Here is a 25,937-nt window from a genome sequence, read left to right as displayed (position 1 = left end):
CCACTGCCTTTAGTTCGTGGTCTCAAGACCCACCGGTTGGCCCACCACGGTGAAATGCAGCCCGTCCGGGTCCAGTAGCTCGGACGCTACGCGGTTCACATCTTCCAGGGTCACCGCGTTCACCTTGTCATTGCGGGTGGCGATATAGTCGATCGGCAGGTCTTCCATCTGCATCCCGACCATGATCCCAGCGATCTGGCCATTGCCGTCGAAACGCAGCGGATAAGCTCCGGTCAGATAGGTCTTGGCGTCGTCCAGTTCTTTCTGCGTCACACCCTGGGTTGCAGCGCGGGCCCATTCGTCGCGGATCACCTCGACCGCCTCGGCAATGCGGTCATTGGCCGAAGACACCGACCCCAGATAGACTGAGGCCAGATCCTTGGGCACAAGGAAGGTCGAGACGCCATAGGTCAGGCCACGCTTCTCGCGCACTTCCTGCATCAGGCGGCTTTCGAACCCACCACCGCCCAGAATGTGGTTCAGGACAAACGCCGCAAAGAAATCCGGGTCATCGCGGTCGATCCCCGCATGGCCGAACAGGGCCACTGATTGCGGGGTGTCAAACTCGACCACGCTGATGCCGCCGGGAATGGTCACTTCGGCCCGGTCGGGAATGGGTTTGCCGGTGGCGGGCAGATCCACCAGCAAAGTATCCAGCAATACGCCCAGTTCTTCGGCCGTAATGTCGCCCACCGCGCCGACGTACAGCCGGTCCTTGGCAAAGATATTGTCATAGGCCGTCACTATATCCTCTCGCGTCAGTGCCGAGACGCTTTCGATCGTTCCCTTGCCATCCGATCCATAAGGGTGGTCGCCATAAGCCATCTGCGCAAAGCTGCGCCCGGCAATGTCGTTCGGATCGGTCTGATCCGATCTCAGCCCCGAGATCACCTGAGCGCGCACCCGGTCAATCGCATCCTGATCGAACCGCGGCTCGTGAATGGTGGTGCGCAGCAGGTCGATCACCTCATCCCGGTTTTCGGTCAGAAACCGAGCCGAGATCGAAACGGTGTCATCCGTGGCGCGATAGCTGAACGAGGCTGCCAGAGACTCGAGCTCGCGCGCGTAGGTGCGGGCGTCCATGTCGCCTGCGCCTTCTTCGATCAGGCCGCTCATCAGATTGACCGCACCGCGCTTGTCGGGATCATCCAGCGAGGTCCCGCCACGGAACCGCAATTCGAGCGCGGTGAAGGGGATCGCGTGATCCTCGACCAGCCAGGCCTTGATACCGGCGGGGGAAGTGACTTCTTTGATATCAATCTCAGCCCAGGCAGGCAGGGCGATGAAGAAAGCGATCAGGGTCGCGAAGATTCGTTTCATTGGGTCACCTCATCGTCACGCATCAGCCAGCCGGTGACCGAGGTCTCAGGCTGCAGAACCTCGCGCGCTGCCGCAATGATCTCATCCCCGGTCACGGCCTGCAGGATATCGGGCCAGGCCTGCACGTCCTCGACTGTCAGGCCACTGGTCAGCGCCCGGCCGTAGCGGTTGCCGATGGCGTCCACATTGTCACGCGCATAGATCTGCGAGGCCCGCAGCTGCATCTTGATCCGGTCAAGATCGTCTTCATTGACGCCTTCGGCGATGAAATCGGCCACGGTCTGGTCCATCGCCTCTTCCGCCTCTTGCAGCGATACGCCTTCGGCGGGAACGACGAGCAGGTCGAAGGTCGTGTCATCCAGCGATACGCCACGGTAGAACGCACCGGCATAGACCACCTTCTGCTGCTCGAACTGCAGTTTTTCATTCAGATACGAGGTCGTGCCACCACCCAGCAATTCCGCCAGCAAAAACAGGGCGGCCGCCTTTTCCTGCGCACCCGCATCGCGTTCCGGCGCCAGATAGCTGCGTTGCACATAGGGCTGCGCCACGCGTGCGTCCTTGAAGGTCAGGCGACGCTCGGCTGTCTGGGGTGGCTCCTGGGATCGTTCGCGTTCACCCAGATCGGGATTGGCCGGGATCACGCCGTAATACTGATCTGCCAGCGATTTGACCTCGGCCGGGTCGACATCGCCTGTGACCACCAGAATGGCGTTATTGGGCGCATAATGGGTCTGGTAGAAGGACAGCGCGTCATCCATATCCAGCGTCTCCATCTCGTGCTGCCAGCCGATGATCGGCACGCCATAGCGATGGTTCAGATACTGCGCCGCGCCCATCTGTTCACCGAACAGGGCGCGCGGGCTGTTTTCGGTGCGCTGGTTGCGTTCTTCCAGAATCACGTCGCGCTCGGTCGCGATATCGTTTTCGGTCAGGCGGATATTGCGCATCCGATCCGCTTCCATCCGCATCATCAGCTCCAGCCGGTCGGCGGCGACGCGCTGGAAATAGGCGGTGTAGTCGTAAGACGTAAAGGCGTTGTCATTGCCGCCATTGGCCGCCACCGTGGCCGAGAATTCACCGGGGGCCAGCGTATCGGTGCCCTTGAACAGCAGATGTTCCAGAAAATGCGCCACCCCGGACGATCCGACCGGCTCATCCGCCGACCCGGCCCGATACCAGACCATATGCTGCACGACGGGCGCGCGATGGTCCTCGACCACCACGACATCCATTCCGTTATCCAGCATGAAAGTTGTGACCGCCTCGTGCCCCTCTTGCGCCCAAAGAGGGGTGGCTGCGATCAGGGCTGCCGACAATGCCAGGGCCCGAACCATGGGGCGTCCTCCGTTTCGTTTGCTGATGTTCAAACTACGGTGGCACCGCGCGGGTTCAAGGCCAATGACGGAAAGTTAAGAATTATTCATCACTGCGGCGGGGCCGATGGTGTCTCAAGCCCGCGCGTGCGCGCCGCCTCATTCACCTCATTCGCGTCGATGCCTTGTCTTTCATAGACCTGTGCGTAGCGGTCGACCGGGAACAGGCGCAGACGGGTCCAGCGGCCTCTGCGCTTGCGGAACGCGGCGTCTTCTTCGGCAACCACTTGCCGGGTGTTGGCCGGAACGCCATACCGGCTGGACGCTGTCACAAGTGCGGCATCGCTCGAGGGCACCGCAGTGTTGGGGTTCAGGGCAGATTCACTGCCGCCCAGCGCAACCACTGCTTCCGCTTTGGGGTTGGGATCGGTCAGATTCGCCCCACCCGGTGTGGGAGCAGGCAGAAACGCGTAATCCTTGGGCTGGGTCAGCGGCTTGACCGGCAGAACCGAGAATTCATCCGGCCCCTGCCCCGGAGCCTTCAGTTGGCGCAAGCCAACATCAGCACAGCCCGCAACCGCGAGTGTCAGGACAAGAATGGCGCACGGCAGTCGCATGGGTGTCTCCAGCCAGTTTCAGGCGCTTTTATCGCATATCTCCGGGCAGGTCACGAGCGCTTTTTACCATCAAACAGCACTAGGCCCAATGCTCCCGCAAATATGAACACATCCGCTAGGTTGAACACATAGGGGTTGTTGATGCCGCAGCAGGACATGTTCAGAAAATCCAGAACATAGCCGTAAAGCACACGGTCTACGACATTTCCCAGCGCACCGCCGATCAGCAGCCCACCACAGAGCAGCATGAATTTCGTTGGTGCAGTACGTCCCAGCCAGATCAGAACGCCGACGCAGATGACCAGAGATATTCCGATCAGCACCCAGCGCGCGGCATCGCTGTCGCCCTGAAACAGGCCGAAATTGATGCCGCGATTCTCGCCGTATCTGAACACCAGAAACGGCGGCAAAACGTCGATCTGACCTTCGGCCACGCGCAGGACGTGAACGACCAGATATTTGCTGATCTGGTCGATCAGGAAGGCGGCCAGACCGGCCCAGAGGAGGAGCGCGTTTCGCATCAGTGCCGGAAATGCCGCATACCGGTGAAGACCATGGCCAGTCCGGCCTCATCCGCTGCGGCGATCACCTCGTCATCGCGCATCGAACCACCGGGCTGGATCACGCTGGTCGCGCCTGCCTGCGCCGCCTCCATCAGCCCGTCGGGGAAGGGGAAGAATGCATCAGAGGCGACAGCCGAGCCGATGGTCAGCGGTTGGGACAACCCCAGGGTATCAGCCATGCGTTCGGCCTTTTTGGCGGCAATCAGCGCCGAGTCGACGCGGCTCATCTGCCCGGCGCCAACACCCACGGTTGCGCCGTCTTTGACATAGACGATGGCATTGGATTTCACGTGTTTGGCGACTTTCCAGGCGAACAGCAGGTCGCGCATCTGTTCCTCGGTGGGGGCCTTTTTGGTGACGACTTTCAGGTCATCCATGCCGACAAAGCCGTTATCCTTGTCCTGCACCAGCAACCCACCGGCCACCTGACGCACGGTCTTGCCACCAGCGGTCACATCGGGCAGCGCATCGGTGGTCAACAGGCGCAGGTTCTTCTTGGCGGCAAAGATCGCCTTGGCCTCATCCGATGCGCCGGGTGCGATCACCACTTCGGTGAAGATGCCGGTAATCTCCTGCGCAGTTTCCGCGTCCAGCAGCTGGTTCAGCGCGACGATGCCGCCGAAGGCCGAGGTGCGGTCGCAATCGAACGCAGCTTTATATGCGTCCAGCAACGTTGCGCCCTTGGCCACACCGCAGGGGTTGGCGTGTTTGATGATGGCGCAGGCCGCCCCTTCGGCGGGGTCGAACTCGGCCACCAGCTCGAACGCGGCGTCGGTGTCGTTGATGTTGTTGTAGCTCAGCTCCTTGCCCTGATGCTGCACCGCCGTCGCCACGCCCGGACGGCCCGAGCCATCCACGTAGAACGCCGCCGACTGGTGGCTGTTCTCGCCATAGCGCAGGGTCTGTTTCAGCTCACCGGCAAAGGCGCGGCGTTTCGGGGCCTCAAGCTCCAGCGCGTCGGCCAGCCAGTTGGACACGGCGGTGTCATAGGCAGCGGTGCGGGCATAGGCCTTTTGCGCCAGCTTACGGCGGAATTTCGGGCAGGTCGCGCCGTTGTGCTGGTCCATATCACCCAGCAGCTTCTCATAATCCTCGACATCCACAACCACGTTGACGAAGGCATGGTTCTTGGCCGCCGCGCGGATCATCGCCGGGCCGCCAATGTCGATATTCTCGACACATTCGTCATAGTCCGCGCCTTTCGCGACGGTCGCCTCGAACGGGTAGAGGTTCACCACGAGCAGGTCGATGGCACCGATGCCGTGTTCGTCCATCGCGGCCACATGGGTGTCGTTGTCGCGCAGCGCCAGAAGGCCGCCATGCACCATCGGGTGCAGCGTCTTCACGCGGCCATCCATCATCTCGGGGAAGCCGGTCACTTCGCTGACATCCTTCACGTCCAGCCCCGCATCGCGCAGCGCGCGGGCGGTGCCGCCCGTCGACAGCAGCTCAACCCCGCGCTCGGCCAGCGCCTTTCCCAATTCGATCAGCCCGGTCTTGTCGGAAACGGAAAGCAACGCGCGGCGCACGGGGTGAAGATCGGTCATGGGTCCAAAGGTCCTTTTGGCGTCAGTCGAAAACGGGCTCGTCCCGGTGCGTATCCCGCACGGCATAGGCTGTATCCTGAGCCTTGCTGAGCGTCCACCGGATGCGCGTCGCATACTCCATTGCGCGGCCAGATAGAACGATCTGTTTTGTCGCGCGCGGCTTCAGACGGCCTTTTTCAAGATAAACGCTTGGTTCAACTGACAATTTTCCGATGTTGTCATGTCGGAAAACCCAGATCTCACCGCTTTTCAGCGCCATCGACACCGCCGCGCCGCCCAGATCCAGCGCCGCATCCACGTCCGGATGCAGATGAAACCGAAGGTCAAACGCGATCCCCTTGAGGTTGGCGGCGTCCATCGCCCGGTCGAACTGCCGCTTGGCCTTGTCGGTGGCGGTCAGCAGAATGTCCTCGCCGATCAGCTCGCGCCCGTCAAAGCGCAGCTCTAGGGTTCGGGCATGAGTCAGGCCAAACACTTTGGCATATCCGTCATGTCCCGCCATGAACCGCGTGCCTTCGAAGGCATCCTCGAAATCCACCGGCACATCCTGCGGGCCATCGACCATTGCCTCATGCGCCGCGCCTTTCATCGGCGCGGCAAGGCGCGCGCTTGAATATCCATCAACACACAGCGTCGAATGCGAGGGCGTGGCCCGGCCCGCCCGGCGCCAGTCCTGCCCGAAGCTGCCGCCCGAACCGCAATTCACGATCAGCGGACGGCGGCCCGACGTCAGCTCGAACGCAAGTGTCGAGGCATGGGCGTTATAGGACGCAGCCCCTCTTGGCGGCGCACTGGCATCCACCAGCACCGTGGTCCGCGAGGCCGCCAGCCGCGCAAAGCCCATCGACAGGTCCGAATGATCCTGCGGTTTCACCCCGCTCTGCGCCAACGCCTGGTCCAGCCGCCCCTCAAGCCCGCGTCCACCGCCATGGAACCGTGCCAGCGCGCCATCCGCATGACGCAGATTGCGCAGGGTCGGCGCGATACGGCGGATCGCCTCGGTCTGGGCCGCTGGGGTACCCCGGCCTACTTCGCTGAGCGCGGCAGAGGTCCAGGCCAACAGCGTGAAGACCTCAAGCAATTCCTCGGGGTTGCGGGTCGGGATTCCGCCTTCGGCATCAATCTGACGCTCGCATTCGCGCGCCAGAGCCTTGAGCGCAGGGTCTGCCATCTGTTCCAACCCCTCCAGCGCCAGTCCGGCCTGCACAAGACCGCCCAGCGCCTCGAACCGGGGCAGACCCGGCGTTGCCGAAGTCCAGCGTTTGGACAGGAACCACGTTTGTTGCGCCAGCGACCGGAAAAAAAGCCTGCTTTGCGCCTCATCCATCCCCCGCAACAGAAACAGCGCGTGATTGATCCAGCGCATCACCCGGCGACCCGTCAAATCCGGGGCCCAGCCGGGGCCATGCCCGCGCCCATGCGCCGCGATCCAGCCCCAGACCCAGCGCTGCGCTTTTTCGCGCGCCCGGAAATCTCCGACAGCGGCCAGATCGTCCAGCCAGGCAAAGCCATGACGTTCGGCATCGAAATCCGTACTGGGGGCAATCACGTCCCACAGTTCGGTATCATCGGCCTCGACCAGAAAACCCGCAAACAGCAGGTTTCCGGCCCCCAGCTGCCGACCGCGCGCAAACGATCCAACCGTGCGCGGCTCGGGCTGACCGACGAAACCGGCGACGGGTTTTTGCCTTTGGCTCAGACGCGCGTAAAGACGGTTCTGAAACCGCGTCCAGCGATTGGCCATTGTGTCCGAGTTTGACATGACGCTTGCGATTCTGCCCCTTGCGCTCTGCGGGCGCTTGACCACACGATAGACCGGTCCGTTCGTCAAGTCATCGAAAAGCGTCGCCTCAGGCGGATTTGTTCAGACAGGCGATATAGAACCCGTCCATTCCGCCGGTATCAGGCCAATAATCGGGGCGCAGACGCAGACCTCCTTCTTCGGTGATCCAGGCGGCCTCAACCCCCGCAATCGCAAGCGCGGCGCGGTCGACCTGCATATCGGGATGTTGATCCAGCGCCTCTTCGATCTGAACTTCACCCTCGTCCGGCAGCAGCGAGCAGGTGCAATAGACCAATCGCCCGCCGGGTTTCAGCAGGGTCCAGGCATGGGCCAGCATCTGTGCCTGCAGCTCGATCAGCCTACCGAATTCCGAGCCGTCCTTGGCGAACGGCAGATCGGGATGTCGGCGAATCGTACCCGTTGCTGAACACGGCGCGTCCAGCAGGATGGCGTCGTACTGCCCCTGATGCTCCAGCGCGTCGCCGGCAATCACTTTGGCCTTCAACGCGGTGCGATCCAGATTTTCACGCACCCGTGCAAGCCGCACCTCAGAAATATCCAGCGCAGTGACTTCCGCGCCCGCAGCCGCCAGTTGCAACGTCTTGCCACCCGGCGCGGCGCAAAGGTCCAGCACCTTTTCCCCCGCTTTCGGGGCCAGAACCCGAACCGGCAGCGCCGCCGCCGCGTCCTGCACCCACCAGCCCCCGGCCTTGTAACCCGGCAGAGCGGACACCTGCCCGGCCTCCTGCAACCGGACCGAACCTGTAGGCAAAAGGTCTCCGCCCGGGGCCTCGGCCCCCGGTTTCAGAGTCACGTCCAAGGGCGCGCCGCTGAAATGGGCCTGCTCTATGCCCTTCACCGCGTCGTCGCCCCAGGCCATGATCAGCGGATCGCGCAGCCAGTCCGGCAGGCGGGGCACGCGCATCTTGGGCCACGCATCCGGCCCATCGGCGGCAATCTTGCGCAGAACAGCGTTCACCAACCCCTTCAGCCGACGATGCTTGCGCGAGCGACCGACGATCTCGACCATCGAATTGACCACCCCATGCGCGGCCTCACCCTGACACAGCTCGACCGTGCCCAGCCGCAAGGCGTTATGAACGGTCAGCGCGGGCGTCTGCCGCAGATGATCGGCCAGCAACCGGTCGGCGCGTTCCAGCCCGCGCAGGGTCTCGATGGTCAGCCGTTGCGCCCGGGCGCGATCCTCGGGGGCCAGACGATCCAGTGCGCCTGCCGCCAGACATTCAGGCAACAGCCGCCCCTCGCCCAATATCTGGTCCAGCAGATAGATTGCGCTGCGCCGCGCGGCTGTTGCGGAATTTGACATGATGCTGAGAGTCCCTCGTGACCTTTGCCCGCATTGCCTTGGGCGGACGAGGGCGTATATCAAGGCGCAGAACGGAAAGGAACCCGATGTCATGAGTGACGAGCGCAAAGACCTGCCCCCCGCCGCCCAGCGCGCCCTCGCCGAGGCCGAGGATCGTCGCAAGAAGGCCGAGGCCGAAGCAAAGGCGCGTCCCAAAGAGCTGGGCGGCCGCGACGGTCCCGATCCCGCCCGTTACGGCGATTGGGAAAAGAAGGGCATCGCCATCGACTTCTGATCAGGTCGCATCCCGCAACGCCTGCAGAAAGTCGTCGATCAACCCCCGCTGGCGTTTCGACCGAACCCGGTCTTCGGGCCATGTCAGCCAGTATCCGTCTTTTGTCTTTAGCTCGGGTTGATCCAACCGGCACAGCCCTCCGGCCTGCAAAGGACCTGCGGCTAACGGCACCGATCCTAGCACCACCCCCATGCCCTGCCGCGCCGCGGTAATCGCGTGGCCAATGGAATCGAAACTGATCCGACCGGTTGGCAAGTCTTCGACCTCTGTACTCCGCGCCCAGTCCAGCCAGCCCGGGCGTTCTCCGCGCAGGTCTATCAGCGGCGCGCCCCAATCAACGCCCGGCGCGGCCATCGGCACCAGAACCTCGGGCGCAATCAGCTGCGCCTGACGTCCGGGCCAAACGCCACGGCCATACCGGATTTGCAGCCATGTCCGCTCTTCCTCCAGCGACGAGCGGCGGGCCATGGAATCCGTCAACACCTGTACCTTGGGACGCGTTTCAAGAAACGCGGGCAAAGCAGGCAGTACCAGCGCGTGAATATGAGACGACAGCCCCGCCACCCGCAACTCGCGCGGGGATTTGCCGAACAGGTCTTCGGTATTGCGCTCCAGCGCCTGCAGACTGTCCTGCACCAGAGGCAGATAGCTTTCGCCCTCGATGGTCAGCGACACACCGCGCGCCTCGCGCACGAACAGCGACCGGCCCAGCCAGGCCTCGAGGTTGCCGATCCGCTGGCTGACCGCGGCCTGCGTCAGCCCGAATTCACGCGCAGCGGCGGAAAACCCGCCCAACCGCCCAGCCGCTTCGAACACGCGCAGCCAGTCCAGCGGGGGCAATCCGATCTTCTTCTTAGCCATAAGATTTTCCACCCCTCAGTCGCAATAAGGATTAATTGTCGTAATGCCATGAAGGGCGTATCTGCTCAAGCAAAGCCCGCGCTGAACAGGAGAGACCCCATGCTGCGCTCTGCCACTTTTGACCCCTCCGTGGTCACCGTTGAATTTACCGATGGCACCCGGTCCCGTTTCCACGCCATCTGGCTGCGTGACAACGCGCTGGATCCTGACACCCGCGCCCCCGGCAATGGTCAGCGCCTGATCACAATCGGCGATATCCCCACGGATATCTCGGTCAGCGCCGCAGATGTGGTGAACCGTGATCTCAGCGTCACGTTCCAGCCCGAGAACAAGACCGTGACGTTCCCCGCCACCTGGCTGGCCGATCACAGCTATGATCGTGCGCAGACCGCTGAAATCGGGCGCATCGCCCCCGGCATCACCACTTGGGAACGCGGCATTGATGCGCCCAGCAGGGATTGGGCGCAGGTTCACGCCAACCCGGCCGCCAAGCGCGACTGGCTGGCCGCCGTCGCCGAGTTCGGCTTTGCCAAGCTGACCGGTGGCCCGACCGAACCGGAATCGCTGCTGAAAGTGGCCGATCTGTTCGGTTATGTGCGCGAGACAAACTATGGCCCCTATTTCGAGGTCCGGACCGAGGTGAATCCCACCAACCTCGCCTATACCGGGCTGGGCCTGCAGGCGCATACCGACAACCCGTACCGCGATCCGGTGCCGACGCTGCAAATTCTGTACTGTCTGGAGAATTCAGCCGAAGGCGGCGATTCCATCGTCGTGGACGGGTTCCGCGCCGCCGAACGTCTGCGCGCCGAGAACCCCGAAGGCTTTGCCCTGTTGGCCGGTTACCCGGCGCGGTTCGAATACAAGGGCTCGGACGGGGTCTGCCTGCGGTCGCGCCGCCCGATGATCGAACTGTCGCCGGATGGCGAACTGATCGGTATCCGCTTCAACAACCGCTCGTCTGCGCCGTTCGTGGATATCCCGTTCGACCAGATGGAGGCCTATTACGCCGCCTACCGCCAGATGGGCGAATATATCGACGATCCGGCAATGGGCGTGTCGTTCAAACTGGAACCGGGCGAAAGCTTTATTGTCGACAACACCCGCGTGCTGCACGCGCGGCTTGGCTATTCGGGCGCAGGCTCGCGCTGGCTGCAGGGCTGCTATGCCGACAAGGACGGTCTGCTGTCGACACTGGCAGCCATGCAGGCCGCAACGCCGGAGGCAGCGGAATGAAACCCGATTTCTCAAGCCTGAACCGCGACAATATCGTCGCTTTCATCGGTGATATCTTCGACCGCCGCGGCGGCGAGGAATATCTGGGCGAACCCGTCACCATGGCCGAGCATATGCTGCAAGGTGCAACCATCGCCGAACAGAACGGTCAGCCCGAAGAGATCATCGTCGGCGCGCTGCTGCACGATATCGGTCACTTCACGTCCGAGTTCGGCACCTATCACCCCGACGATACCGAGGACCGCCACCACGAGGACGCGGGCGCCGAGGTGCTGGAGCAGTTCTTCCCCTCGGTCATCACCGATTGCTGCCGCTATCACGTGGCGGCGAAACGCTATCTCTGCGCCACCAAGCCCGAGTATTTCAACCGCCTGTCGACCGCCTCGGTCCACACGCTGGAACTGCAGGGCGGCCCGATGAGCGCCGAGGAGGTTGCCGCCTTCGAAGCCAATCCGAACCTGAAAGAGATCATTCAGGTCCGCTATCTGGACGAAGCGGGCAAACGCGCAGATATGGAAACCCCTGATTTCGCCCATTTCGCACCGATGGTGCAGCGTATGGTCGACAGGCATCTGGGGGCAGCATGAACGCACCGGAATATATCTTCGAGGCCAGCACCAAGCCCTCGCTGCCCTGGCACGAGGTGCCCCTGATCCGCGCCACCGACGAGACAGTCAAAGGCTATGGCTGTCTCGTCGATGACCCTGAGGGATTCGAGATCGAGATCACCCGCTGGCCGCAACAAGGCTGGCGGCCCATCGACGAAGGCACCGGTGACGAGGGCGGCTGGGTCGAGGGCACGTTCAAATGCGACTGGCGGGGCGACGTGCTCTATGGCGAGAACGAGGCGGTCAAAGGCCACTATGTCCTCGGCTGGTCTGCCGATCCGCAGAGTGCGCAGACAGACCGTCAAACCGCGCCGCGCGATCAGGTCCTGCTGTGGCACATGAACTACCACCCCGACGGCGGACAGATGTTCTGGCCTTTGGACAACAAGCCCTTCGTCGTTCCCGCCGCCCTGCCCGGCGACAACCTGACACCTGAAAAGGTAGTGGCGTTCTGGTGCGATGGCTCACGCGGGCTCTATATCCATCCCGGCATCTGGCACGAGGGGATTTTTCCGGTCGAAGACAGTCAGCGTTTCCTCGACCGTCAGGGAAAGGTTCACGCACGGGTCAGCGCCGATATCGGCAAAGAGTTCGGCGTCTATCTGGCTTGCCCACTGCGCGCGGACAAGATCAAGGACGTGTAACCAACGCGCCTCGATGCGCTGGGCGCTTGCGAATGATCCAGAACTGCACCGCCAGCAGATAAGGTACGAAGAACGCGAAGTTCTGAACCAGATCGAACGGGCCCGAGAAATCGGGCTCGGACCCCAGCCCACCGGTCAGCAGATACCACAGCGTATAATGCAGCCGATACAGCCACGAGCCCAAAGCCAGCCAGAACAGCCGCAGCCCCCAGGCCCAGTGCCCCTGGCGGTTGCCGCTCAGCGCCATTCGCGCCAGCATGAGCGCCGACGTGAACAGACACAGCCCATAGATGAAAAACGCAACCGACATCACTGGCCCGCCGATCGTTCCGCGCAGCGGAATATAAACCATCCCGGCCAGTCCGGTGATCAACGCCAGCGCGATCAGCACCGCACCCAATACGCGATGAAACCGGTTGAGCCTGTAACGAAGGGTGCGGATCAGTTGCAGCGGAACCAGCGCCACCAGCACCGATCCTGCCAGGATATGCAGCATCATGGCCGCGTTGCCGACGCTATGCCCGTCCGCGAACAGATAGCTTCGCTCAGCCGCGCTTTCGGACAACCCGATGCCGATCATGCCAAACCCGTGCAGCACGAATGGCAGCAGTGTCAGGTAAAACACCACCAGCAATACAGCAGTTGCCAGTCCGGAGTTCAGCATTCGCATAGGCCTGAGCTTAACGTCGGCAGGCGATCCGTCTATGGCTTAAAGCCCCAGAACGTCCACCATATCGTACTGACCCGGCGCCTTACCCTGCCCCCACAGCGCCGCCTTCAGCGCGCCACGGGCAAAGATGGCGCGGTCGGTGGCCAGGTGGCGCAGGACGATGCGTTCTCCGGGGGCGGCGAACAGGACGTCGTGTTCGCCGACGATGTCGCCACCGCGAATGGCGTGAAAACCGATATTGCCGCGTTGACGCGCGCCGGTGATGCCGTCGCGACCGCGATCTGCAACCTCTGCCAGCTTGACGCCGCGCCCTTCGGCGGCGGCCTTGCCCAGCATCAGCGCGGTGCCCGAGGGCGCGTCGACCTTGTGGTGGTGATGGCCCTCGATGACTTCGATGTCGAAATCCTCATCCAGCGCGGCGGCGACCTTTTTGGTCAGTTGCACCAGCAGGTTGACGCCAAGGCTCATGTTGCCCGCCCGCACGATCACCGCATGGCGTGACGCAGGCTCCAGTGCGGCGATCTGTTCGTCGCTCATGCCGGTGGTGCCGATTACGTGGACACAGCGGGCCTGTGCAGCCAGCGCGGCAAATTCCAGCGTCGCTTCGGGCGCGGTGAAGTCGATCACCGCCTGTGCCTGCGCAAACGCTTCCAGCGAGTCGTCGGTCACGGTCACGCCCAGCGCAGCACCACCCATGGCTTCGCCCACATCCCGGCCGATCCAGTCATGGCCCTTGCGCTCGACCACGCCGACCAGACGCGCCTGATCGCTGTCGGACACGGTCTTGATCAGCATCTGCCCCATACGGCCCGAAGCCCCTGTGATGACGATCCCCGGAATATGGGTCATTGCGCTTATCCTTTGCGTTGGTCGGCTCAAAGCCTCCTACCCCGTTCGCGCCCGCTTGGCAAAGCCCTGCTTTGCGCTTAGATCGGAAGACATGGCAAAGAACAAATTCCACGATGGCCCCGGCCCGTCCCAACGGCAACTGCGTGTCGGCGAACTGATCCGCCGCACCCTGTCCGAGGTTCTGGCGCGCGGAGATATCCACGACCCCGACCTGAACCGTATGTCGATCACCGTGGGTGAGGTGCGCACCTCGCCCGATCTGAAGATCGCCACCGCCTATGTGTTGCCACTGGGCGGCAAGGGGCAAGAGGACGTGATCGAACTTCTGGCCCGCAACAAGGGCGAGTTGCGACGCGCGGTAGGCAAGAAGGTCGGCCTGAAATTCTCGCCCGATCTGCGATTCCGGCTGGATGACACGTTCGACCGTCTGGACGACACCCGCCGCATGTTCGAACAGGACGCGGTGCGCCGCGATCTGGACGAGTGATCCGCGCAGCTTTGACACTGGGCGCTGTCCTTTGGGCCGCGCAGGCAGGGGCGGTGACCTGTGAAAAGGTCACCCATGAAGACAGGCGCTATACCATCTGCGAGGTGGATGCTGCCAGCGAAGACCTGCGGCTGTTCCTCGCTGACGAAAACGGCGAGGTGTTGGGGCACTTTTCGTCAGTGAACGAAGCGCTGGAACCCGGCGGCAAGCGGCTGGCCTTTGCGATGAATGCGGGCATGTATCACGACGACCGCTCGCCTGTCGGCCATTATGTGGAAGAGGGTCAGGAGGCCATGCGCGTGATCGCCAACCCCGGCCCCGGCAATTTCGGCCTGCTGCCCAACGGTGTCTTCTGCATCCGCGACGGCCGCGCCGATGTGATCGAGACGTTGCAATACGTCGATGAGACCCCCAACTGCCGTTTCGCCAGCCAGTCTGGCCCGATGCTGGTGATCGACGGAGAATTGCACCCGCGTTTCCTGCCCGATTCGACCTCGCGCTATGTGCGCAACGGGGTGGGCACCAGCAATGACGGCACCCGCGCGGTGTTCGCGATATCCGAGGATTACGTCACCTTCCACGAATTCGGCAGTCTGTTCCGCGATGTGCTGCAGACCCCGAATGCGCTGTTCTTCGATGGCAATATCTCGCGCATGTATGACCGGGCGGGCGGGCGTTCGGATCTGGGCTTTTCGCTGGGGCCGATCGTGGGTGTCGTGGAAGACATCCCCACAAATTGACAGCGGCGGGGTGATCCGCTAACCGGCGCGCCTCAGCAAAGGGCAAGGTGCAAGATGGGACGCAAACGCAAGGGCCGCGATATCTCGGGCTGGCTGGTGGTGGACAAGCCTGCGGGTATGACCTCGACCGCGGTGGTCAACAAAGTGCGCTGGGCGATGGACGCCAAAAAGGCGGGCCACGCGGGCACGCTGGACCCCGAGGCAACCGGCGTTCTGGCTGTTGCGCTGGGCGAAGCGACCAAGACCGTGCCCTATATCACCGACGCGTTGAAAGCCTATACCTTCACCGTCCGGCTGGGTCAGGCCACCAACACCGACGATGCCGAAGGCGAGGTGATTGCCGAAAGCGATGCGCGCCCGTCAGATGAGGATATCAAACAGGCGCTGACCCCGTTTCTGGGCGACATCATGCAGGTTCCACCCAAGTTCTCGGCGGTGAAGATCGACGGTCAGCGCGCCTATAAACTGGCCCGCGATGGTGAGGATGTGGAACTGACCGCGCGGCCCCTGTGGGTCGAGGAATTGGTGCTGGTCGACCGCCCCGACAAAGACCACGTGGTGCTGGAAATGACCTGCGGCAAGGGTGGCTATGTCCGCTCGATCGCGCGCGATCTGGGCGCGGCTTTGGGCTGCCATGGCCATGTTCGCGAACTGCGCCGCATCTGGTCCGGCCCGTTCGAGGCCGAAGACGGCCTGTCCATCGAACAGATCGACGAGATGGCCAAGACTACTGCGCTGGACGAGTATCTGCACCCACTGGAAACCGGCCTGTCGGACCTGCCCGAACTGAAATGCACCCCCGAAGGCGCCACCCGCCTGCGCAACGGCAATCCGGGCATGGTTCTGGCTTCGGATGTGGAATATGGCGACGAAGCATGGGCCTCGCTGGACGGCAAAGCCGTGGCGGTGGGCATCTACAAATCCGGCGAATTGCATCCCAGCCGGGTGTTCGTCGCCTGAACCTCGTGATAGGCGATAGGGCATGATCACCCGTTCCCATACCAAGGGCGACGCGCCCTCGACCGCTGTTTATTCCGATTGCGAAAAGTACCGCTATAGCCTGACCCGCATCTGGGACCCGGCGGGGCGTAAGGCATTGTTCGTGATGCTGAACCCGTCGACTGCGACCGAGGTGCAGAATGACCCCACGGTTGAACGCTGCGAACGGCGCGCCCGCGCTTTGGGGTTCGGGGCGTTTCAGGTAACCAACATCTTCGCATGGCGCGACACAGACCCGCGCAAGATGCGAGCGGCTGCCGATCCGGTGGGGCCTGCCAATGACGCCACCATTCTGGATGGCGTGGAATGGGCAGATCAAGTCATCGCCGCCTGGGGCACTCATGGCGCGCATCTGGAGCGAGGCCCTGCGGTGGAAACCCTGCTGCGCGGCACCGGACAGCCACTGTTCCATCTGGGGCTGACCAAGGGCGGGCATCCGAAACACCCGCTCTATATCGCCTATACCCAGCAGCCTCAGCGCTGGTGACAAAGGGTTAACCACACCCCCAACTTGGCTTTGACCAACCGCTTGATCGCATGGGATATTTCACACTCGAAGCGATGTGCTTGCGGAGGGTGTCATGTTTCTTGCCGGATTGTTCGGACTGGCCGCCATAGGCGGCGCAGCCTATGCGATGGGAGATCTCCTGGCCCCCGAGGAGGAGGATGAGGACGACCGCATCGAAGACACGGGCGCGGAAGACGTGCCCACGGGCAACCTGCTGGACGCTGACGAGAACATCGACCAACCCGCTGATCCTGAGGAAGTCGGCAAAGGTGAGGTAATCTCTGACCACGAAGGCGATTTGATCATCGCCGGCGATGAGGGCGCGGACGCCTTGACCGGGCAAGAGGGCGACGATCAGATCAACGGATATGGCGGCGACGATCTGATCGATGGCGGTACGGGGAACGATGATCTGCATGGCGGCGAAGGTGACGACGTGCTGATGGGCAACACCGGGAATGATGTGTTGCACGGCGACGCGGGCGCGGATGTTTTGTCCGGGCAGTCCGGTGACGACACTCTTTATGGCCATTTCGGTGCAGATACCCTGCTGGGTGGTGACGGCGATGACAACCTCTATGGCGGTCAGGATGACGACAGGCTGGAGGGCGGCGAAGGCGACGATGCACTGCAAGGCGGCAAGGGCGCCGATTATCTGGCCGGGGGCGCGGGCGAAGACGCTTTGTTCGGGGGCGATGGCGACGATGTTCTGACCGGTGACGACGGGCCGGGCGAAGAGGCTCGCGATTTCCTCAATGGCGGGGCGGGAGACGACATCCTGATCGCGCAGGGCGGCGATGTGGTGACGGGTGGCGCAGGCAGTGACGAGGTCGTGGTTCAGACCGAAGCAGAACAGGACAGCGTCACGATCATGGATTTCCAGGTGGGCCAGGACAAGCTGTTGGTCACCTGGGAAGGTCCTGAGGAACCCGATATCGAGATCGAAAAAGACAGTGAAAGCAATGACCTGACTCATGTTCGCGTGAACGGGGAAGAGGTTGCCCAGCTTTACGGGGCCGAGGGGTTAACCGTTGACGATATTCAACTGGTAACCGAGGCGTATCTGGCGCAAATGACCGCGACCGGCTAAGCCACCAGAATCCCTTTGCCATTCACGCCAAAAGCGCCTATACGCGCCCATCCGCATCGGAATCGGTGCGGTTTTCTCCATGGGCCTGAGCTGGACGACATCCCGGCCTGCGCCATCAACTCTAACCTTTTAAAGGAGACCCCGATGTCGATCACAACTGCTGAAAAAGCACGCGTCATGAAAGAATTCGCAACCAAGGACGGCGACACCGGTTCGCCGGAAGTCCAGGTTGCCATCCTGACCTCGCGCATCAACACCCTGACCGAGCACTTCAAGACCCATAAAAAAGACAACCACGGTCGTCGCGGTCTGCTGAAGATGGTTGCTCAGCGCCGTAAGCTGCTGGACTATCTGAAGGGCAAAGAAGAAGCGCGTTACCAGGACCTGATCAAACGCCTCGGCATCCGCCGCTAAGCACGGATTGCGCGGGTTTTCAGACCCGCCACAAGACCCTTTCAGACGCCCGCCACATGGTGGGCGTTTTTTCGTTCCGGCCCCTGTTTTTCCCGCGTTAAGACAGAGACTTGCCCTAAATCCCCTGTTTACTCTGGTGAATTCTGCGGTTGACCAGTGCCGTGGATTTCGTGCAGTTATTCACTGGTTTTGTAATGTTAATGAGTACACGCAATGGCGACACTGGATCAAGCTGTATGGCTGGATGGCACAGGCACGGCACAAGATGGCAGTACCGTTGTCGCGGATGGGGCAAACTCGACAACCGTCACAGCAGACTTCACCGGCAGTTGGGTAACGGACGATCCGGGTGGATCCGGGAACGATATCAACTCGAATTTCGCGACAGGTGAAAACACCGCTGATTTCAGCTTTTCCAACGATGTGACCAATCTGTCCTTCAGCCTGGACGGGGTGAATGCAAGTGGATCGTTCAACGATGGCTATCGGGTGCTTATTCTGGATGAGAACGGGCAACCGATCCCTCTTTCGAGTATCACGATCACGCAAAGCTCGGGCGGAACGATCAACATCACTCAGGATGCCAATGGCAATATCCTGATCGACCCGGACACCGGAATTCCCAACGGTCTGACTTTCTCGACCGCCGGGCCGGTGTCACAGGTTGTCATAACCTCGACCCCTGCGCCGGATGGTTCGACAACCGGTGGATCGGGGATCAGCGATTTCACCTTCGACGTCCCGCCGCCGCCACCGTGTTTTGCGCGCGGCACTCTGATCGAAACCCCGGCCGGGCCGGTCGCGGTTGAGGATCTTCGTGTGGGCGATCTGGTGCTGACCAAAGACAATGGCGCGCAACCGATCCGCTGGCTGGGCGGGCGCCCTGTGCCCGGCACCAGCAACCGCGCGCCGATTGTGTTTCGCACAGGCGCAATCGGCAATGATCGTGACCTTGTCGTCTCGCAAAACCACCGCGTCTTGTTGACCGGGTGGAAGGCCGAGATGCTGTTTGGCGAAGCGGAATGTCTGGTCGCTGCCAAGTCGCTGGTAAATGACGACACCATCCGCCTGCAGCCCTGTGATGAGGTTCAGTATTTTCACATCCTCTTTGACCGTCACGAGATCATCTACAGCAACGGTGCCGCGACCGAGAGTTTCCTGCCCGGCAATGTTGGCCTGAACAGCCTCGACAAGGACCTGCGCGCGGAAATCCTCGACCTGTTTCCGGAACTGGAGGCGCAGAACAACACGCCATACCCTCCGACCCGGCCCTTACTGAAATCCCGCGAAGCCCGCGTGCTGGCGTCTTTCTGACCTTGCACCGACGATTTCACGGGGTGTTTCCCAAACCGAAGGCACCCCGTGACCCACGCCCCGTAAGGCCGGTCGCTGACACCCGCTCCTGACCGGTGGGGCAAAGCGCACTTCCCCTTTTCTTCCCACGCATTCTCATGTATGCGCGCTGCATCTGAGACGTTGTGCCCTGACCCCGGCACTCGAATGGAAGATAAAGTGGGGTCGGCGGCAATGGGGCCGCCATGCAAACCGGAGACCCGCAGGGGCGGGAGTGCTCCGTTCTAGGATACGCATATGTTTGATGTAACGAAAAAATCGATGCAGTGGGGCGAAGAGACGCTCACACTGGAAACCGGCAAGGTTGCCCGTCAGGCCGACGGCAGCGTGATTGCCACGCTGGGCGAAACCAGCGTCATGGCAAACGTGACCTTTGCGCGGGCGCAAAAACCCGGTCAGGACTTTTTCCCGCTGACCGTACATTACCAAGAGAAATACTATGCCGCCGGTAAGGTTCCGGGTGGCTTCTTCAAACGCGAGGCGCGCCCGACCGAGAAAGAGACGCTGACCGCGCGTCTGATCGACCGTCCGATCCGCCCGCTGTTCGTTGACGGCTTCAAGAACGAAGTTCTGGTGATGTGCACCGTGCTGAGCCACGATCTGGTCAACGATCCCGACATCGTCGCGATGATCGCGGCCTCCGCCGCTCTGACCATTTCCGGCGCGCCGTTCATGGGTCCGATCGCCGGTGCCCGCGTTGGTTTCGAGGATGGCGAATACGTTCTGAACCCGACCGTCGACGACATGCAGGACCTGCGCCTGAACCCTGAACAGCGTCTGGACCTGGTTGTTGCCGGCACCAAAGACGCCGTGATGATGGTGGAATCGGAAGCGTACGAACTGTCCGAGGCGGAAATGCTGGGCGCGGTAAACTTCGCGCATGAGCAGATTCAGCCCGTGATCGACCTGATCATCTCGCTGGCCGAAGAAGCCGCGAAAGAGCCGTTTGAATTCGTTGCGCCCGATTACTCGGAGCTGTCCGCCGCTGTTTCGGCTGCCGGTGAAGAGCAGATGCGCGCCGCCTTCGCGATCACTGACAAGCAAGAGCGCACTGCCGCTGTTGCCGCTGCCCGTGAAGCGATCAAGGAAGCGCTGACCGAAGAGCAGCTGGAAGACGGCAACCTCGGTTCCGCGATGAAAAAGCTGGAAGCTGGCATCCTGCGCGGCGACGTCGTCAAAGGCGGCAAGCGGATCGACGGTCGTTCGACCACCGATATCCGTTCGATCGTTGCGGAAACTTCGATGCTGCCGCGGACCCACGGTTCCGCCCTGTTCACCCGTGGTGAAACACAGGCGCTGGCCGTGACCACGCTGGGCACCGGTGACGACGAACAGTTCATCGACGCGCTGCACGGCAACTTCAAATCGAACTTCCTGCTGCACTACAACTTCCCTCCGTATTCGGTTGGTGAAGTTGGCCGCGTGGGTGGCCCCGGCCGTCGTGAGATCGGCCACGGCAAGCTGGCATGGCGCGCCCTGCAGGCGGTTCTGCCTGCGGCGACCGACTTCCCCTACACGATCCGTATCGTGTCGGAGATCACGGAATCCAACGGCTCCAGCTCGATGGCGTCGGTCTGCGGCGGTTCGCTGTCGATGATGGATGCGGGTGTTCCGCTGAAAGCACCGGTTGCCGGTGTGGCCATGGGTCTGATCCTGGAAGATGACGGCGAATATGCCATCCTGTCGGACATTCTGGGTGACGAAGACCACCTGGGCGACATGGACTTCAAGGTTGCGGGTACCGAAAACGGCATCACCTCGCTGCAGATGGACATCAAGGTTGCAGGCATCACGCCCGAGATCATGGAGAAAGCCCTGGCGCAAGCTAAGGACGGCCGGATGCACATTCTGGGTGAGATGGGCAAAGCCCTGTCCGAGACCAACGAATTCTCGGTCCACGCCCCGCGCATCGAAACCATGAACATCCCGACCGACAAGATCCGCGAAGTGATCGGTTCGGGCGGTAAGGTCATCCGCGAAATCGTTGAAGTTTCGGGTGCCAAGGTCGACATCAACGACGATGGCGTCATCAAGATCGCCTCGCCCGATGGTGAATCGATCAAGAAGGCCTATGAGATGATCCACTCGATCGTTGCTGAGCCGGAAGAGGGTCAGATCTACACCGGTAAAGTGGTCAAGATCGTCGACTTCGGTGCCTTCGTGAACTTCTTTGGCAAGCGCGACGGTCTGGTGCACGTGTCCCAGATCGAAAATCGCCGCCTGAACCATCCGTCGGACGTTCTGAAGGAAGGTCAGGAAGTGAAGGTTAAGCTGCTGGGCTTTGATGATCGCGGCAAGGTGCGCCTGTCGATGAAAGTCGTCGATCAGGAAACCGGCGAAGAGATCGTGCCGGAGAAGAAAGAAAAGAAAGAGGAAAGCGCAGACTAATCTGCCGCCTCATCGCAAACACGAAAGACCCCGGTTCTGGCCGGGGTCTTTTTTCTTGCGCTCGCCAAATCTATCGCAGAGCCATGCTGACGTGCTAGGGTCGGGATCAGATTGACCGGCTCGACCATGACAGACAGAACCGCATTCGAGGAAATGGAACTCAATGGCTGGTCCGATCCGGCCATTGCCCAAGGCTATGCCGACAGCTTTGCGGTCGCCACCCGCGAGGTCGCGCAACGGTTGGCAAGTGCAGTGCAGGCCGGGCCGCAGACCCGCGTGCTGGACCTGTGCACAGGGCATGGGGTGGTAGCGTCCGCATTGGTGGCGCGCGGAGCCTCGGTTGTTGGGCTCGATTTTTCCGAACCCATGATCGCGCTGGCCCGCTCTGCCGTCCCCTTGGCCAAATTCTTGCAGGGCGACGCGATGGCCATGGGCTTTGAGGATCGCAGCTTTGACGCTGTTACAATTGGCTTCGGGGTTCCCCATTTCCCCGACCCGCTACGCGGCCTGTCCGAGGCCGCGCGGGTTCTGAAACCGGGCGGGCGGCTGGCATTCTCGATCTGGCAGGGTCAGGGATCCGAAGGCGCATTTGGCTGGTTGTTCGATGCGGTCGGGCGTCTGGGTGATCCGACTGTGACGCTGCCCGAAGGGCCAGACGCCCACCTGCTCGCTGACAGCAGAGTCGCCGCATCCATGGTTACTGACGCAGGCTTTGCCGCCGCCACCTCGGATAATATTGCAACCGAACTTGGCCTGACCGAGCCCGAGGCCCTGTTTGATGCGTTCGACCGCGGGGCCGTCCGAGCGGCCTCGCTGCTGGGTGGGCAACCGGATGCAAACCGTGCCGCTATCCGCGCCGATCTTGCCACCCGTACCCGCTCTGAGGGGGTTCGCCACACCGAGGGTTACCGGGTTCCAGCCCCATCGGTGATCGTGTCGGCAATCAAGGCCTGACGCTTTTTAGTGCTGCAAACAGTACGCCTCCCCCGCCCGCTTCATCTGGCCAGAAATATCCTCGGGGGGAATCGCGCACCGGCGCGATGGGGGGCAGACAGCCCCCCTGACCCGGTCCCAATCAGGACGGGGCCTTGGTCTTGCGCAGATAGGGGAAGATCGTCTCGAACTCGCCGAACTTTTCCTTGGCATCTTCGTTGGACACGGCGGGCGGAATGATCACGTCCTCTCCGGGCACCCAGTTCGCCGGTGTGGCCACGCCCTTGGCCGACATCTGCAATCCATCCAGCGCCCGTAGGATCTCGGCAAAGTTGCGACCCACGGTCATCGGATAGGTCATCGACAGTTTCAGTTGTTTGTCAGGACCGATGATAAACACGGAACGCACGGTGGCGCTGTCGGCCGGGGTGCGGCCATCGGGCAGATAGGCCTCGGCGGGCAGCATATCGAAGGCTTTGGACACGGCCAGACCATCATCGGCGATGATCGGGAAGCCGGGATTGGCGTTGCCATAGGCCTCGATGTCTTTCTTCCACTTCTTGTGGTCTTCGACCCCGTCGACCGAAACGCCGATCACCTTGGTGCCCCGCGCAGCCCATTCATCGTTCAACTGCGCAACCGCCGAGAACTCGGTGGTGCAGACAGGGGTGAAGTCCTTGGGGTGCGAGAACAGGATGGCCCAATTGTCGCCGATCCAGTCGTGGAACTGGATGGTGCCCTGATCCGTTTCTGCGGTGAAATTCGGGACGGTGTCATTGATGCGTAAACCCATGGGGCATCTCCTCTGTTGGTATGTGAACCGAGTCGGTTGGTGCAAACTTAATCACTTTGGCGGCAGGTTAAACCTCTTTACCCTGACGCAGGGTAAGTTCGCAGATCACAACATCGGCCAAAGCTTTCCCTTGCTCCGTCGGCACAGCAATGACAGAGTGTGCAGCAAAACCGACCGTGCGGTCGAATGTAACGCAATGCGGAGAGATTCAGATGATCGAAAAACGCGATTTCTATATCAATGGCCAGTGGATCCAACCGGCGGCAGCCAATGACTTTCAGGTCATCGATCCTTCGACCGAGGAACCCTGCGCGGTGATCTCGCTGGGCGGCGCCGCCGATACGGATGCCGCCGTTGCTGCGGCCAAGGCCGCCCTGCCCGGCTGGATGGCGACACCGGTCGAAGAGCGTATCGCGCTGGTGGAAAAGCTGGTCGAGGTCTACAGCACCCGGACCGAGGATCTGGCACAGGCGATGTCGCATGAAATGGGTGCGCCCATCGACATGTCCCGCAGCCAGCAGGTCGGGGCCGGGATCTGGCATCTGAAGAACTTCATCCGCGCAGCAAAGGCGTTTCAGTTCGAACGCCCGCTGGGCGATCATGCGCCGAACGACCGGATCATCTATGAGGCCGTCGGCGTGGCTGCCCTGATCACGCCGTGGAACTGGCCGATGAACCAGATCACGCTGAAGGTCGGCGCGGCGGCGATTGCGGGCTGTACGATGGTTCTGAAACCCTCGGAACAGAGCCCTCTGAACGCGATGATCTTTGCCGAGATGATGGATGAAGCCGGGTTTCCGGCTGGCGTCTTCAATCTGGTGAACGGCGACGGCGTGGGTGTTGGCTCGCAACTCTCAGGCCATCCGGATGTGGATATGGTCAGCTTCACCGGCTCGACCCGTGCAGGCACGGCGATTTCGAAGAACGCGGCGGATACGCTGAAGAAGGTGCATCTGGAGCTGGGCGGCAAGGGCGCGAATGTGGTCTTTGCCGATGCGGATGAAAAGGCCGTGAAGCGTGGCGTTCTGCACATGATGAACAACACCGGCCAAAGCTGCAACGCGCCCAGTCGCATGCTGGTGCAGCGTCCGATCTATGACCAAGCGGTCGAGACCGCCGCCGAGGTGGCGAACAAGGTCGCGGTCGGTCCGGCCACCGAGGAAGGCCGTCATATCGGGCCGGTGGTGAACGAGGTTCAGTGGACCAAGATTCAGGACCTGATCCAGAAGGGCATCGACGAGGGCGCGCGTCTGGTTGCCGGCGGCACCGGTCGGCCCGAGGGGCTGAACAAGGGCTACTACGTGCGTCCCACGGTGTTTGCCGATGCCAACAACCAGATGACTGTCGCGCGCGAGGAGATCTTTGGCCCGGTTCTGACCATGATCCCGTTTGATACCGAGGAAGAGGCCATCAAGATCGCCAATGACACGCCCTACGGGCTGACCAACTATGTCCAGACGCAGGATGGCGACCGCGCCAACCGCATGGCGCGCGCGTTGCGCTCGGGCATGGTCGAGATGAACGGTCAGTCGCGCAGCGCAGGCTCGCCCTTTGGCGGCATGAAACAATCCGGCAACGGGCGCGAAGGCGGCGTCTGGGGTCTGGAGGATTTCCTTGAGGTCAAGGCCGTCGGCGGCTGGGCGACAGAGTAACGCGAAAAGGAACTATCAAGATGTAAGGCGCCCAAGGGCGCCTCGCTCTGTTTTCTCAGGCATCCGCCTGAGCGGCCTCATAGGCCAGCATGGCGCGTTTCACCGGCAGGCCCCAGTGATAGCCGCCCAGACCACCGGATTTGCGCAAGGCGCGGTGGCAGGGGATCAGCCAGCTGACCGGGTTGCGCCCCACCGCCGTGCCCACGGCGCGCACCGCTTGTGGCGAGCCGACACGCTGGGCGATCTCGGAATAGGTCGTCACCTGACCCGATGGGATGTGCATCAGCGCCTCCCACACCTTGATCTGCAAAGGGGAGCCGATGAGATGCAGCGGTGTCTCGGACCGTTCGGCCCCGAAGGCGCTTTGCACCCACAGGTGCAGGCGACCGGGGTTTTCCAGAAACTCCGCCTGCGGCCAGCGGGATACCATATCCGCCATCGCCGCATCCTCGCTGGTCTCGGAGCCGAAGGCGATGCCGCAAATGCCCTTGTCGGTGCCCATCACCAGCGCCGGGCCAAAGGGGCTTGGAAACCAGCCCCAATAGATCGTCAGCCCTTGGCCCTTGCGGGCGTATTCGCCGGGGCTCATAGATTCCCATTTCAGGAACAGATCATGCAAACGGCCACTGCCCGACAGGCCTACGTTATGGGCGGTTTCCAGCGTGGTGAACCGTTCGCGCAGCAGCGCCTTGGCGTGACCCAGTGTCAGGTATTGCTGATAGCGCTTCGGCGACACGCCGGTCCAGCGCGAGAACAGGCGCTGGAAATGCGCCGGGCTCATATCCATCTGGCGCGCCAGTTCCTCGAGGCTGAGGGCTTCGCCGCCCTGATCGATCAGGTCGATCGCCCGGCGCATGACGTTGTAGTGATAGCCGCTTTCATGGTTCTGGATGTTCATGGCAGACCTCGTTTTCTGACCAGATCATAGCGTGCGGGTCACGGCCCCGCGACCCGGAACTTGCGCA

26 protein-coding genes are annotated in these 25,937 nt (G+C 62.0%); 14 read left to right on the top strand and 12 right to left on the bottom strand.

All coding sequences use genetic code 11. From position 1 onward, the window contains the following. Positions 1-9: 9 nt before the first annotated feature. The 7 genes from ACR3E4_RS10145 to ACR3E4_RS10115 all read right to left on the bottom strand — a co-directional run bounded on the left by ACR3E4_RS10145 (position 10) and on the right by ACR3E4_RS10115 (position 8,473). Positions 10-1,320: a M16 family metallopeptidase gene (locus ACR3E4_RS10145; RefSeq protein ID WP_480535850.1), complete on the bottom strand. Its 1,311-nt coding sequence runs from the start codon at positions 1,318-1,320 to the stop codon at positions 10-12. Beyond that, on the bottom strand, positions 1,317-2,657 hold the full coding sequence (locus tag ACR3E4_RS10140; protein ID WP_480535848.1) for a M16 family metallopeptidase: 1,341 nt from the start codon (positions 2,655-2,657) through the stop codon (positions 1,317-1,319). Before ACR3E4_RS10140 ends, ACR3E4_RS10145 begins: the two co-directional genes overlap by 4 nt. Before the next feature lie 89 nt (positions 2,658-2,746). Further along, positions 2,747-3,253, bottom strand: a complete 507-nt coding sequence (locus ACR3E4_RS10135; RefSeq protein ID WP_480535846.1) for a DUF3035 domain-containing protein — start codon at positions 3,251-3,253, stop codon at positions 2,747-2,749. Between the two features lie 50 nt (positions 3,254-3,303). Next, positions 3,304-3,774 carry a signal peptidase II gene (gene lspA / locus ACR3E4_RS10130; protein ID WP_480535844.1) on the bottom strand — a complete coding sequence of 157 codons (471 nt, stop codon included), beginning with the start codon at positions 3,772-3,774 and terminating at the stop codon, positions 3,304-3,306. Next, positions 3,774-5,363: a bifunctional phosphoribosylaminoimidazolecarboxamide formyltransferase/IMP cyclohydrolase gene (gene purH, locus ACR3E4_RS10125; protein WP_480535842.1), complete on the bottom strand. Its 1,590-nt coding sequence runs from the start codon at positions 5,361-5,363 to the stop codon at positions 3,774-3,776. The genes lspA and purH overlap by 1 nt, the downstream gene beginning before the upstream one ends. A 22-nt stretch (positions 5,364-5,385) precedes the next feature. Continuing rightward, positions 5,386-7,125: a heparinase II/III family protein gene (locus tag ACR3E4_RS10120; protein ID WP_480535840.1), complete on the bottom strand. Its 1,740-nt coding sequence runs from the start codon at positions 7,123-7,125 to the stop codon at positions 5,386-5,388. An 88-nt stretch (positions 7,126-7,213) separates the two neighbouring features. Next, positions 7,214-8,473 carry an RsmB/NOP family class I SAM-dependent RNA methyltransferase gene (locus ACR3E4_RS10115; RefSeq protein WP_480535838.1) on the bottom strand — a complete coding sequence of 420 codons (1,260 nt, stop codon included), beginning with the start codon at positions 8,471-8,473 and terminating at the stop codon, positions 7,214-7,216. A 91-nt stretch (positions 8,474-8,564) separates the two neighbouring features. Between ACR3E4_RS10115 and ACR3E4_RS10110 the strand changes: the two genes are divergently transcribed. Next, positions 8,565-8,747 carry a DUF1674 domain-containing protein gene (locus ACR3E4_RS10110; RefSeq protein WP_480535836.1) on the top strand — a complete coding sequence of 61 codons (183 nt, stop codon included), beginning with the start codon at positions 8,565-8,567 and terminating at the stop codon, positions 8,745-8,747. On the opposite strand, the gene ACR3E4_RS10105 is transcribed toward ACR3E4_RS10110, so the two are convergent. After that, complete coding sequence (locus ACR3E4_RS10105) at positions 8,748-9,608, bottom strand: LysR family transcriptional regulator (protein ID WP_480535834.1); 861 nt, start codon at positions 9,606-9,608, stop codon at positions 8,748-8,750. It abuts the gene before it with no gap. 99 nt (positions 9,609-9,707) lie between these two features. On the opposite strand from ACR3E4_RS10105, the gene tmpA reads away from it, so the two are divergent. The 3 genes from tmpA to ACR3E4_RS10090 are packed head-to-tail and all read left to right on the top strand — an operon-like array spanning position 9,708 to position 12,096. Beyond that, on the top strand, positions 9,708-10,844 hold the full coding sequence (gene tmpA / locus ACR3E4_RS10100) for a 2-trimethylaminoethylphosphonate dioxygenase (RefSeq protein ID WP_480535832.1): 1,137 nt from the start codon (positions 9,708-9,710) through the stop codon (positions 10,842-10,844). Beyond that, on the top strand, positions 10,841-11,431 hold the full coding sequence (gene tmpB, locus ACR3E4_RS10095) for a (R)-1-hydroxy-2-trimethylaminoethylphosphonate oxygenase (RefSeq protein WP_480535830.1): 591 nt from the start codon (positions 10,841-10,843) through the stop codon (positions 11,429-11,431). The genes tmpA and tmpB overlap by 4 nt, the downstream gene beginning before the upstream one ends. Beyond that, the gene (locus ACR3E4_RS10090; RefSeq protein WP_480535828.1) at positions 11,428-12,096 is read left to right on the top strand and encodes an ureidoglycolate lyase; all 669 of its coding nucleotides are present in this window, start codon (positions 11,428-11,430) and stop codon (positions 12,094-12,096) included. The genes tmpB and ACR3E4_RS10090 overlap by 4 nt, the downstream gene beginning before the upstream one ends. On the opposite strand, the gene ACR3E4_RS10085 is transcribed toward ACR3E4_RS10090, so the two are convergent. Both ACR3E4_RS10085 and dapB read right to left on the bottom strand, forming a co-directional pair. Then, positions 12,083-12,760, bottom strand: coding sequence for a DUF2306 domain-containing protein (locus ACR3E4_RS10085; protein ID WP_480535826.1), 678 nt, complete (start codon positions 12,758-12,760; stop codon positions 12,083-12,085). The two genes, ACR3E4_RS10090 and ACR3E4_RS10085, sit on opposite strands and share 14 nt — an antisense overlap. 45 nt (positions 12,761-12,805) lie before the next feature. Further along, complete coding sequence (gene dapB / locus ACR3E4_RS10080; protein ID WP_480535824.1) at positions 12,806-13,615, bottom strand: 4-hydroxy-tetrahydrodipicolinate reductase; 810 nt, start codon at positions 13,613-13,615, stop codon at positions 12,806-12,808. Positions 13,616-13,706: 91 nt separating this feature from the next. Between dapB and rbfA the strand changes: the two genes are divergently transcribed. The 9 genes from rbfA to ACR3E4_RS10035 all read left to right on the top strand — a co-directional run bounded on the left by rbfA (position 13,707) and on the right by ACR3E4_RS10035 (position 22,548). Next, entirely contained in the window at positions 13,707-14,102 is a 396-nt protein-coding gene (gene rbfA, locus ACR3E4_RS10075) for a 30S ribosome-binding factor RbfA (RefSeq protein WP_480535822.1), read from the top strand. Next, on the top strand, positions 14,099-14,842 hold the full coding sequence (locus ACR3E4_RS10070; RefSeq protein ID WP_480535820.1) for a phosphodiester glycosidase family protein: 744 nt from the start codon (positions 14,099-14,101) through the stop codon (positions 14,840-14,842). Before rbfA ends, ACR3E4_RS10070 begins: the two co-directional genes overlap by 4 nt. 54 nt (positions 14,843-14,896) lie before the next feature. Beyond that, positions 14,897-15,802: a tRNA pseudouridine(55) synthase TruB gene (truB, locus tag ACR3E4_RS10065; protein WP_480535818.1), complete on the top strand. Its 906-nt coding sequence runs from the start codon at positions 14,897-14,899 to the stop codon at positions 15,800-15,802. Between the two features lie 22 nt (positions 15,803-15,824). After that, on the top strand, positions 15,825-16,328 hold the full coding sequence (locus tag ACR3E4_RS10060; protein WP_480535816.1) for a DUF1643 domain-containing protein: 504 nt from the start codon (positions 15,825-15,827) through the stop codon (positions 16,326-16,328). Between the two features lie 94 nt (positions 16,329-16,422). Further along, positions 16,423-17,439: a calcium-binding protein gene (locus ACR3E4_RS10055; RefSeq protein ID WP_480535814.1), complete on the top strand. Its 1,017-nt coding sequence runs from the start codon at positions 16,423-16,425 to the stop codon at positions 17,437-17,439. Positions 17,440-17,583: 144 nt separating this feature from the next. After that, positions 17,584-17,853: a 30S ribosomal protein S15 gene (gene rpsO, locus ACR3E4_RS10050; RefSeq protein ID WP_480535812.1), complete on the top strand. Its 270-nt coding sequence runs from the start codon at positions 17,584-17,586 to the stop codon at positions 17,851-17,853. A gap of 213 nt (positions 17,854-18,066) precedes the next feature. After that, positions 18,067-19,167, top strand: coding sequence for a Hint domain-containing protein (locus ACR3E4_RS10045; RefSeq protein ID WP_480535810.1), 1,101 nt, complete (start codon positions 18,067-18,069; stop codon positions 19,165-19,167). A gap of 276 nt (positions 19,168-19,443) precedes the next feature. Further along, positions 19,444-21,594: a polyribonucleotide nucleotidyltransferase gene (gene pnp, locus ACR3E4_RS10040; RefSeq protein ID WP_480535808.1), complete on the top strand. Its 2,151-nt coding sequence runs from the start codon at positions 19,444-19,446 to the stop codon at positions 21,592-21,594. A 126-nt stretch (positions 21,595-21,720) separates the two neighbouring features. After that, positions 21,721-22,548: a class I SAM-dependent methyltransferase gene (locus ACR3E4_RS10035; protein WP_480535806.1), complete on the top strand. Its 828-nt coding sequence runs from the start codon at positions 21,721-21,723 to the stop codon at positions 22,546-22,548. A gap of 121 nt (positions 22,549-22,669) precedes the next feature. Here ACR3E4_RS10035 and ACR3E4_RS10030 read toward each other — a convergent pair whose 3' ends face one another. Further along, on the bottom strand, positions 22,670-23,320 hold the full coding sequence (locus tag ACR3E4_RS10030; RefSeq protein WP_480535804.1) for a peroxiredoxin: 651 nt from the start codon (positions 23,318-23,320) through the stop codon (positions 22,670-22,672). 212 nt (positions 23,321-23,532) lie between these two features. Here ACR3E4_RS10030 and ACR3E4_RS10025 point away from each other — a divergent pair, with 212 nt between their 5' ends. Beyond that, complete coding sequence (locus ACR3E4_RS10025) at positions 23,533-24,972, top strand: aldehyde dehydrogenase family protein (RefSeq protein WP_480535802.1); 1,440 nt, start codon at positions 23,533-23,535, stop codon at positions 24,970-24,972. A gap of 55 nt (positions 24,973-25,027) precedes the next feature. Here the strand turns inward: ACR3E4_RS10025 and ACR3E4_RS10020 are convergent, their stop codons facing one another. Next, complete coding sequence (locus tag ACR3E4_RS10020) at positions 25,028-25,870, bottom strand: methylated-DNA--[protein]-cysteine S-methyltransferase (protein WP_480535800.1); 843 nt, start codon at positions 25,868-25,870, stop codon at positions 25,028-25,030. Positions 25,871-25,937 lie beyond the last annotated feature (67 nt).

Source organism: Ruegeria sp. AP11, assembly GCF_056535865.1.
Note: the sequence above shows the minus strand (reverse complement) of the source record. Positions and strands in the feature narration are given on the sequence as shown.

What these genes read in the sequence shown, in the direction of transcription:
- ACR3E4_RS10145 (WP_480535850.1), bottom strand. Translation starts at nt 1,320, where the DNA reads ATGAAACGAATCTTCGCGACCCTGATCGCTTTCTTCATCGCCCTGCCT.
- ACR3E4_RS10140 (WP_480535848.1), bottom strand. Translation starts at nt 2,657, where the DNA reads ATGGTTCGGGCCCTGGCATTGTCGGCAGCCCTGATCGCAGCCACCCCT.
- ACR3E4_RS10135 (WP_480535846.1), bottom strand. Translation starts at nt 3,253, where the DNA reads ATGCGACTGCCGTGCGCCATTCTTGTCCTGACACTCGCGGTTGCGGGC.
- lspA (WP_480535844.1), bottom strand. Translation starts at nt 3,774, where the DNA reads ATGCGAAACGCGCTCCTCCTCTGGGCCGGTCTGGCCGCCTTCCTGATC.
- purH (WP_480535842.1), bottom strand. Translation starts at nt 5,363, where the DNA reads ATGACCGATCTTCACCCCGTGCGCCGCGCGTTGCTTTCCGTTTCCGAC.
- ACR3E4_RS10120 (WP_480535840.1), bottom strand. Translation starts at nt 7,125, where the DNA reads ATGTCAAACTCGGACACAATGGCCAATCGCTGGACGCGGTTTCAGAAC.
- ACR3E4_RS10115 (WP_480535838.1), bottom strand. Translation starts at nt 8,473, where the DNA reads ATGTCAAATTCCGCAACAGCCGCGCGGCGCAGCGCAATCTATCTGCTG.
- ACR3E4_RS10110 (WP_480535836.1), top strand. Translation starts at nt 8,565, where the DNA reads ATGAGTGACGAGCGCAAAGACCTGCCCCCCGCCGCCCAGCGCGCCCTC.
- ACR3E4_RS10105 (WP_480535834.1), bottom strand. Translation starts at nt 9,608, where the DNA reads ATGGCTAAGAAGAAGATCGGATTGCCCCCGCTGGACTGGCTGCGCGTG.
- tmpA (WP_480535832.1), top strand. Translation starts at nt 9,708, where the DNA reads ATGCTGCGCTCTGCCACTTTTGACCCCTCCGTGGTCACCGTTGAATTT.
- tmpB (WP_480535830.1), top strand. Translation starts at nt 10,841, where the DNA reads ATGAAACCCGATTTCTCAAGCCTGAACCGCGACAATATCGTCGCTTTC.
- ACR3E4_RS10090 (WP_480535828.1), top strand. Translation starts at nt 11,428, where the DNA reads ATGAACGCACCGGAATATATCTTCGAGGCCAGCACCAAGCCCTCGCTG.
- ACR3E4_RS10085 (WP_480535826.1), bottom strand. Translation starts at nt 12,760, where the DNA reads ATGCTGAACTCCGGACTGGCAACTGCTGTATTGCTGGTGGTGTTTTAC.
- dapB (WP_480535824.1), bottom strand. Translation starts at nt 13,615, where the DNA reads ATGACCCATATTCCGGGGATCGTCATCACAGGGGCTTCGGGCCGTATG.
- rbfA (WP_480535822.1), top strand. Translation starts at nt 13,707, where the DNA reads ATGGCAAAGAACAAATTCCACGATGGCCCCGGCCCGTCCCAACGGCAA.
- truB (WP_480535818.1), top strand. Translation starts at nt 14,897, where the DNA reads ATGGGACGCAAACGCAAGGGCCGCGATATCTCGGGCTGGCTGGTGGTG.
- ACR3E4_RS10060 (WP_480535816.1), top strand. Translation starts at nt 15,825, where the DNA reads ATGATCACCCGTTCCCATACCAAGGGCGACGCGCCCTCGACCGCTGTT.
- ACR3E4_RS10055 (WP_480535814.1), top strand. Translation starts at nt 16,423, where the DNA reads ATGTTTCTTGCCGGATTGTTCGGACTGGCCGCCATAGGCGGCGCAGCC.
- rpsO (WP_480535812.1), top strand. Translation starts at nt 17,584, where the DNA reads ATGTCGATCACAACTGCTGAAAAAGCACGCGTCATGAAAGAATTCGCA.
- ACR3E4_RS10045 (WP_480535810.1), top strand. Translation starts at nt 18,067, where the DNA reads ATGGCGACACTGGATCAAGCTGTATGGCTGGATGGCACAGGCACGGCA.
- pnp (WP_480535808.1), top strand. Translation starts at nt 19,444, where the DNA reads ATGTTTGATGTAACGAAAAAATCGATGCAGTGGGGCGAAGAGACGCTC.
- ACR3E4_RS10035 (WP_480535806.1), top strand. Translation starts at nt 21,721, where the DNA reads ATGACAGACAGAACCGCATTCGAGGAAATGGAACTCAATGGCTGGTCC.
- ACR3E4_RS10030 (WP_480535804.1), bottom strand. Translation starts at nt 23,320, where the DNA reads ATGGGTTTACGCATCAATGACACCGTCCCGAATTTCACCGCAGAAACG.
- ACR3E4_RS10025 (WP_480535802.1), top strand. Translation starts at nt 23,533, where the DNA reads ATGATCGAAAAACGCGATTTCTATATCAATGGCCAGTGGATCCAACCG.
- ACR3E4_RS10020 (WP_480535800.1), bottom strand. Translation starts at nt 25,870, where the DNA reads ATGAACATCCAGAACCATGAAAGCGGCTATCACTACAACGTCATGCGC.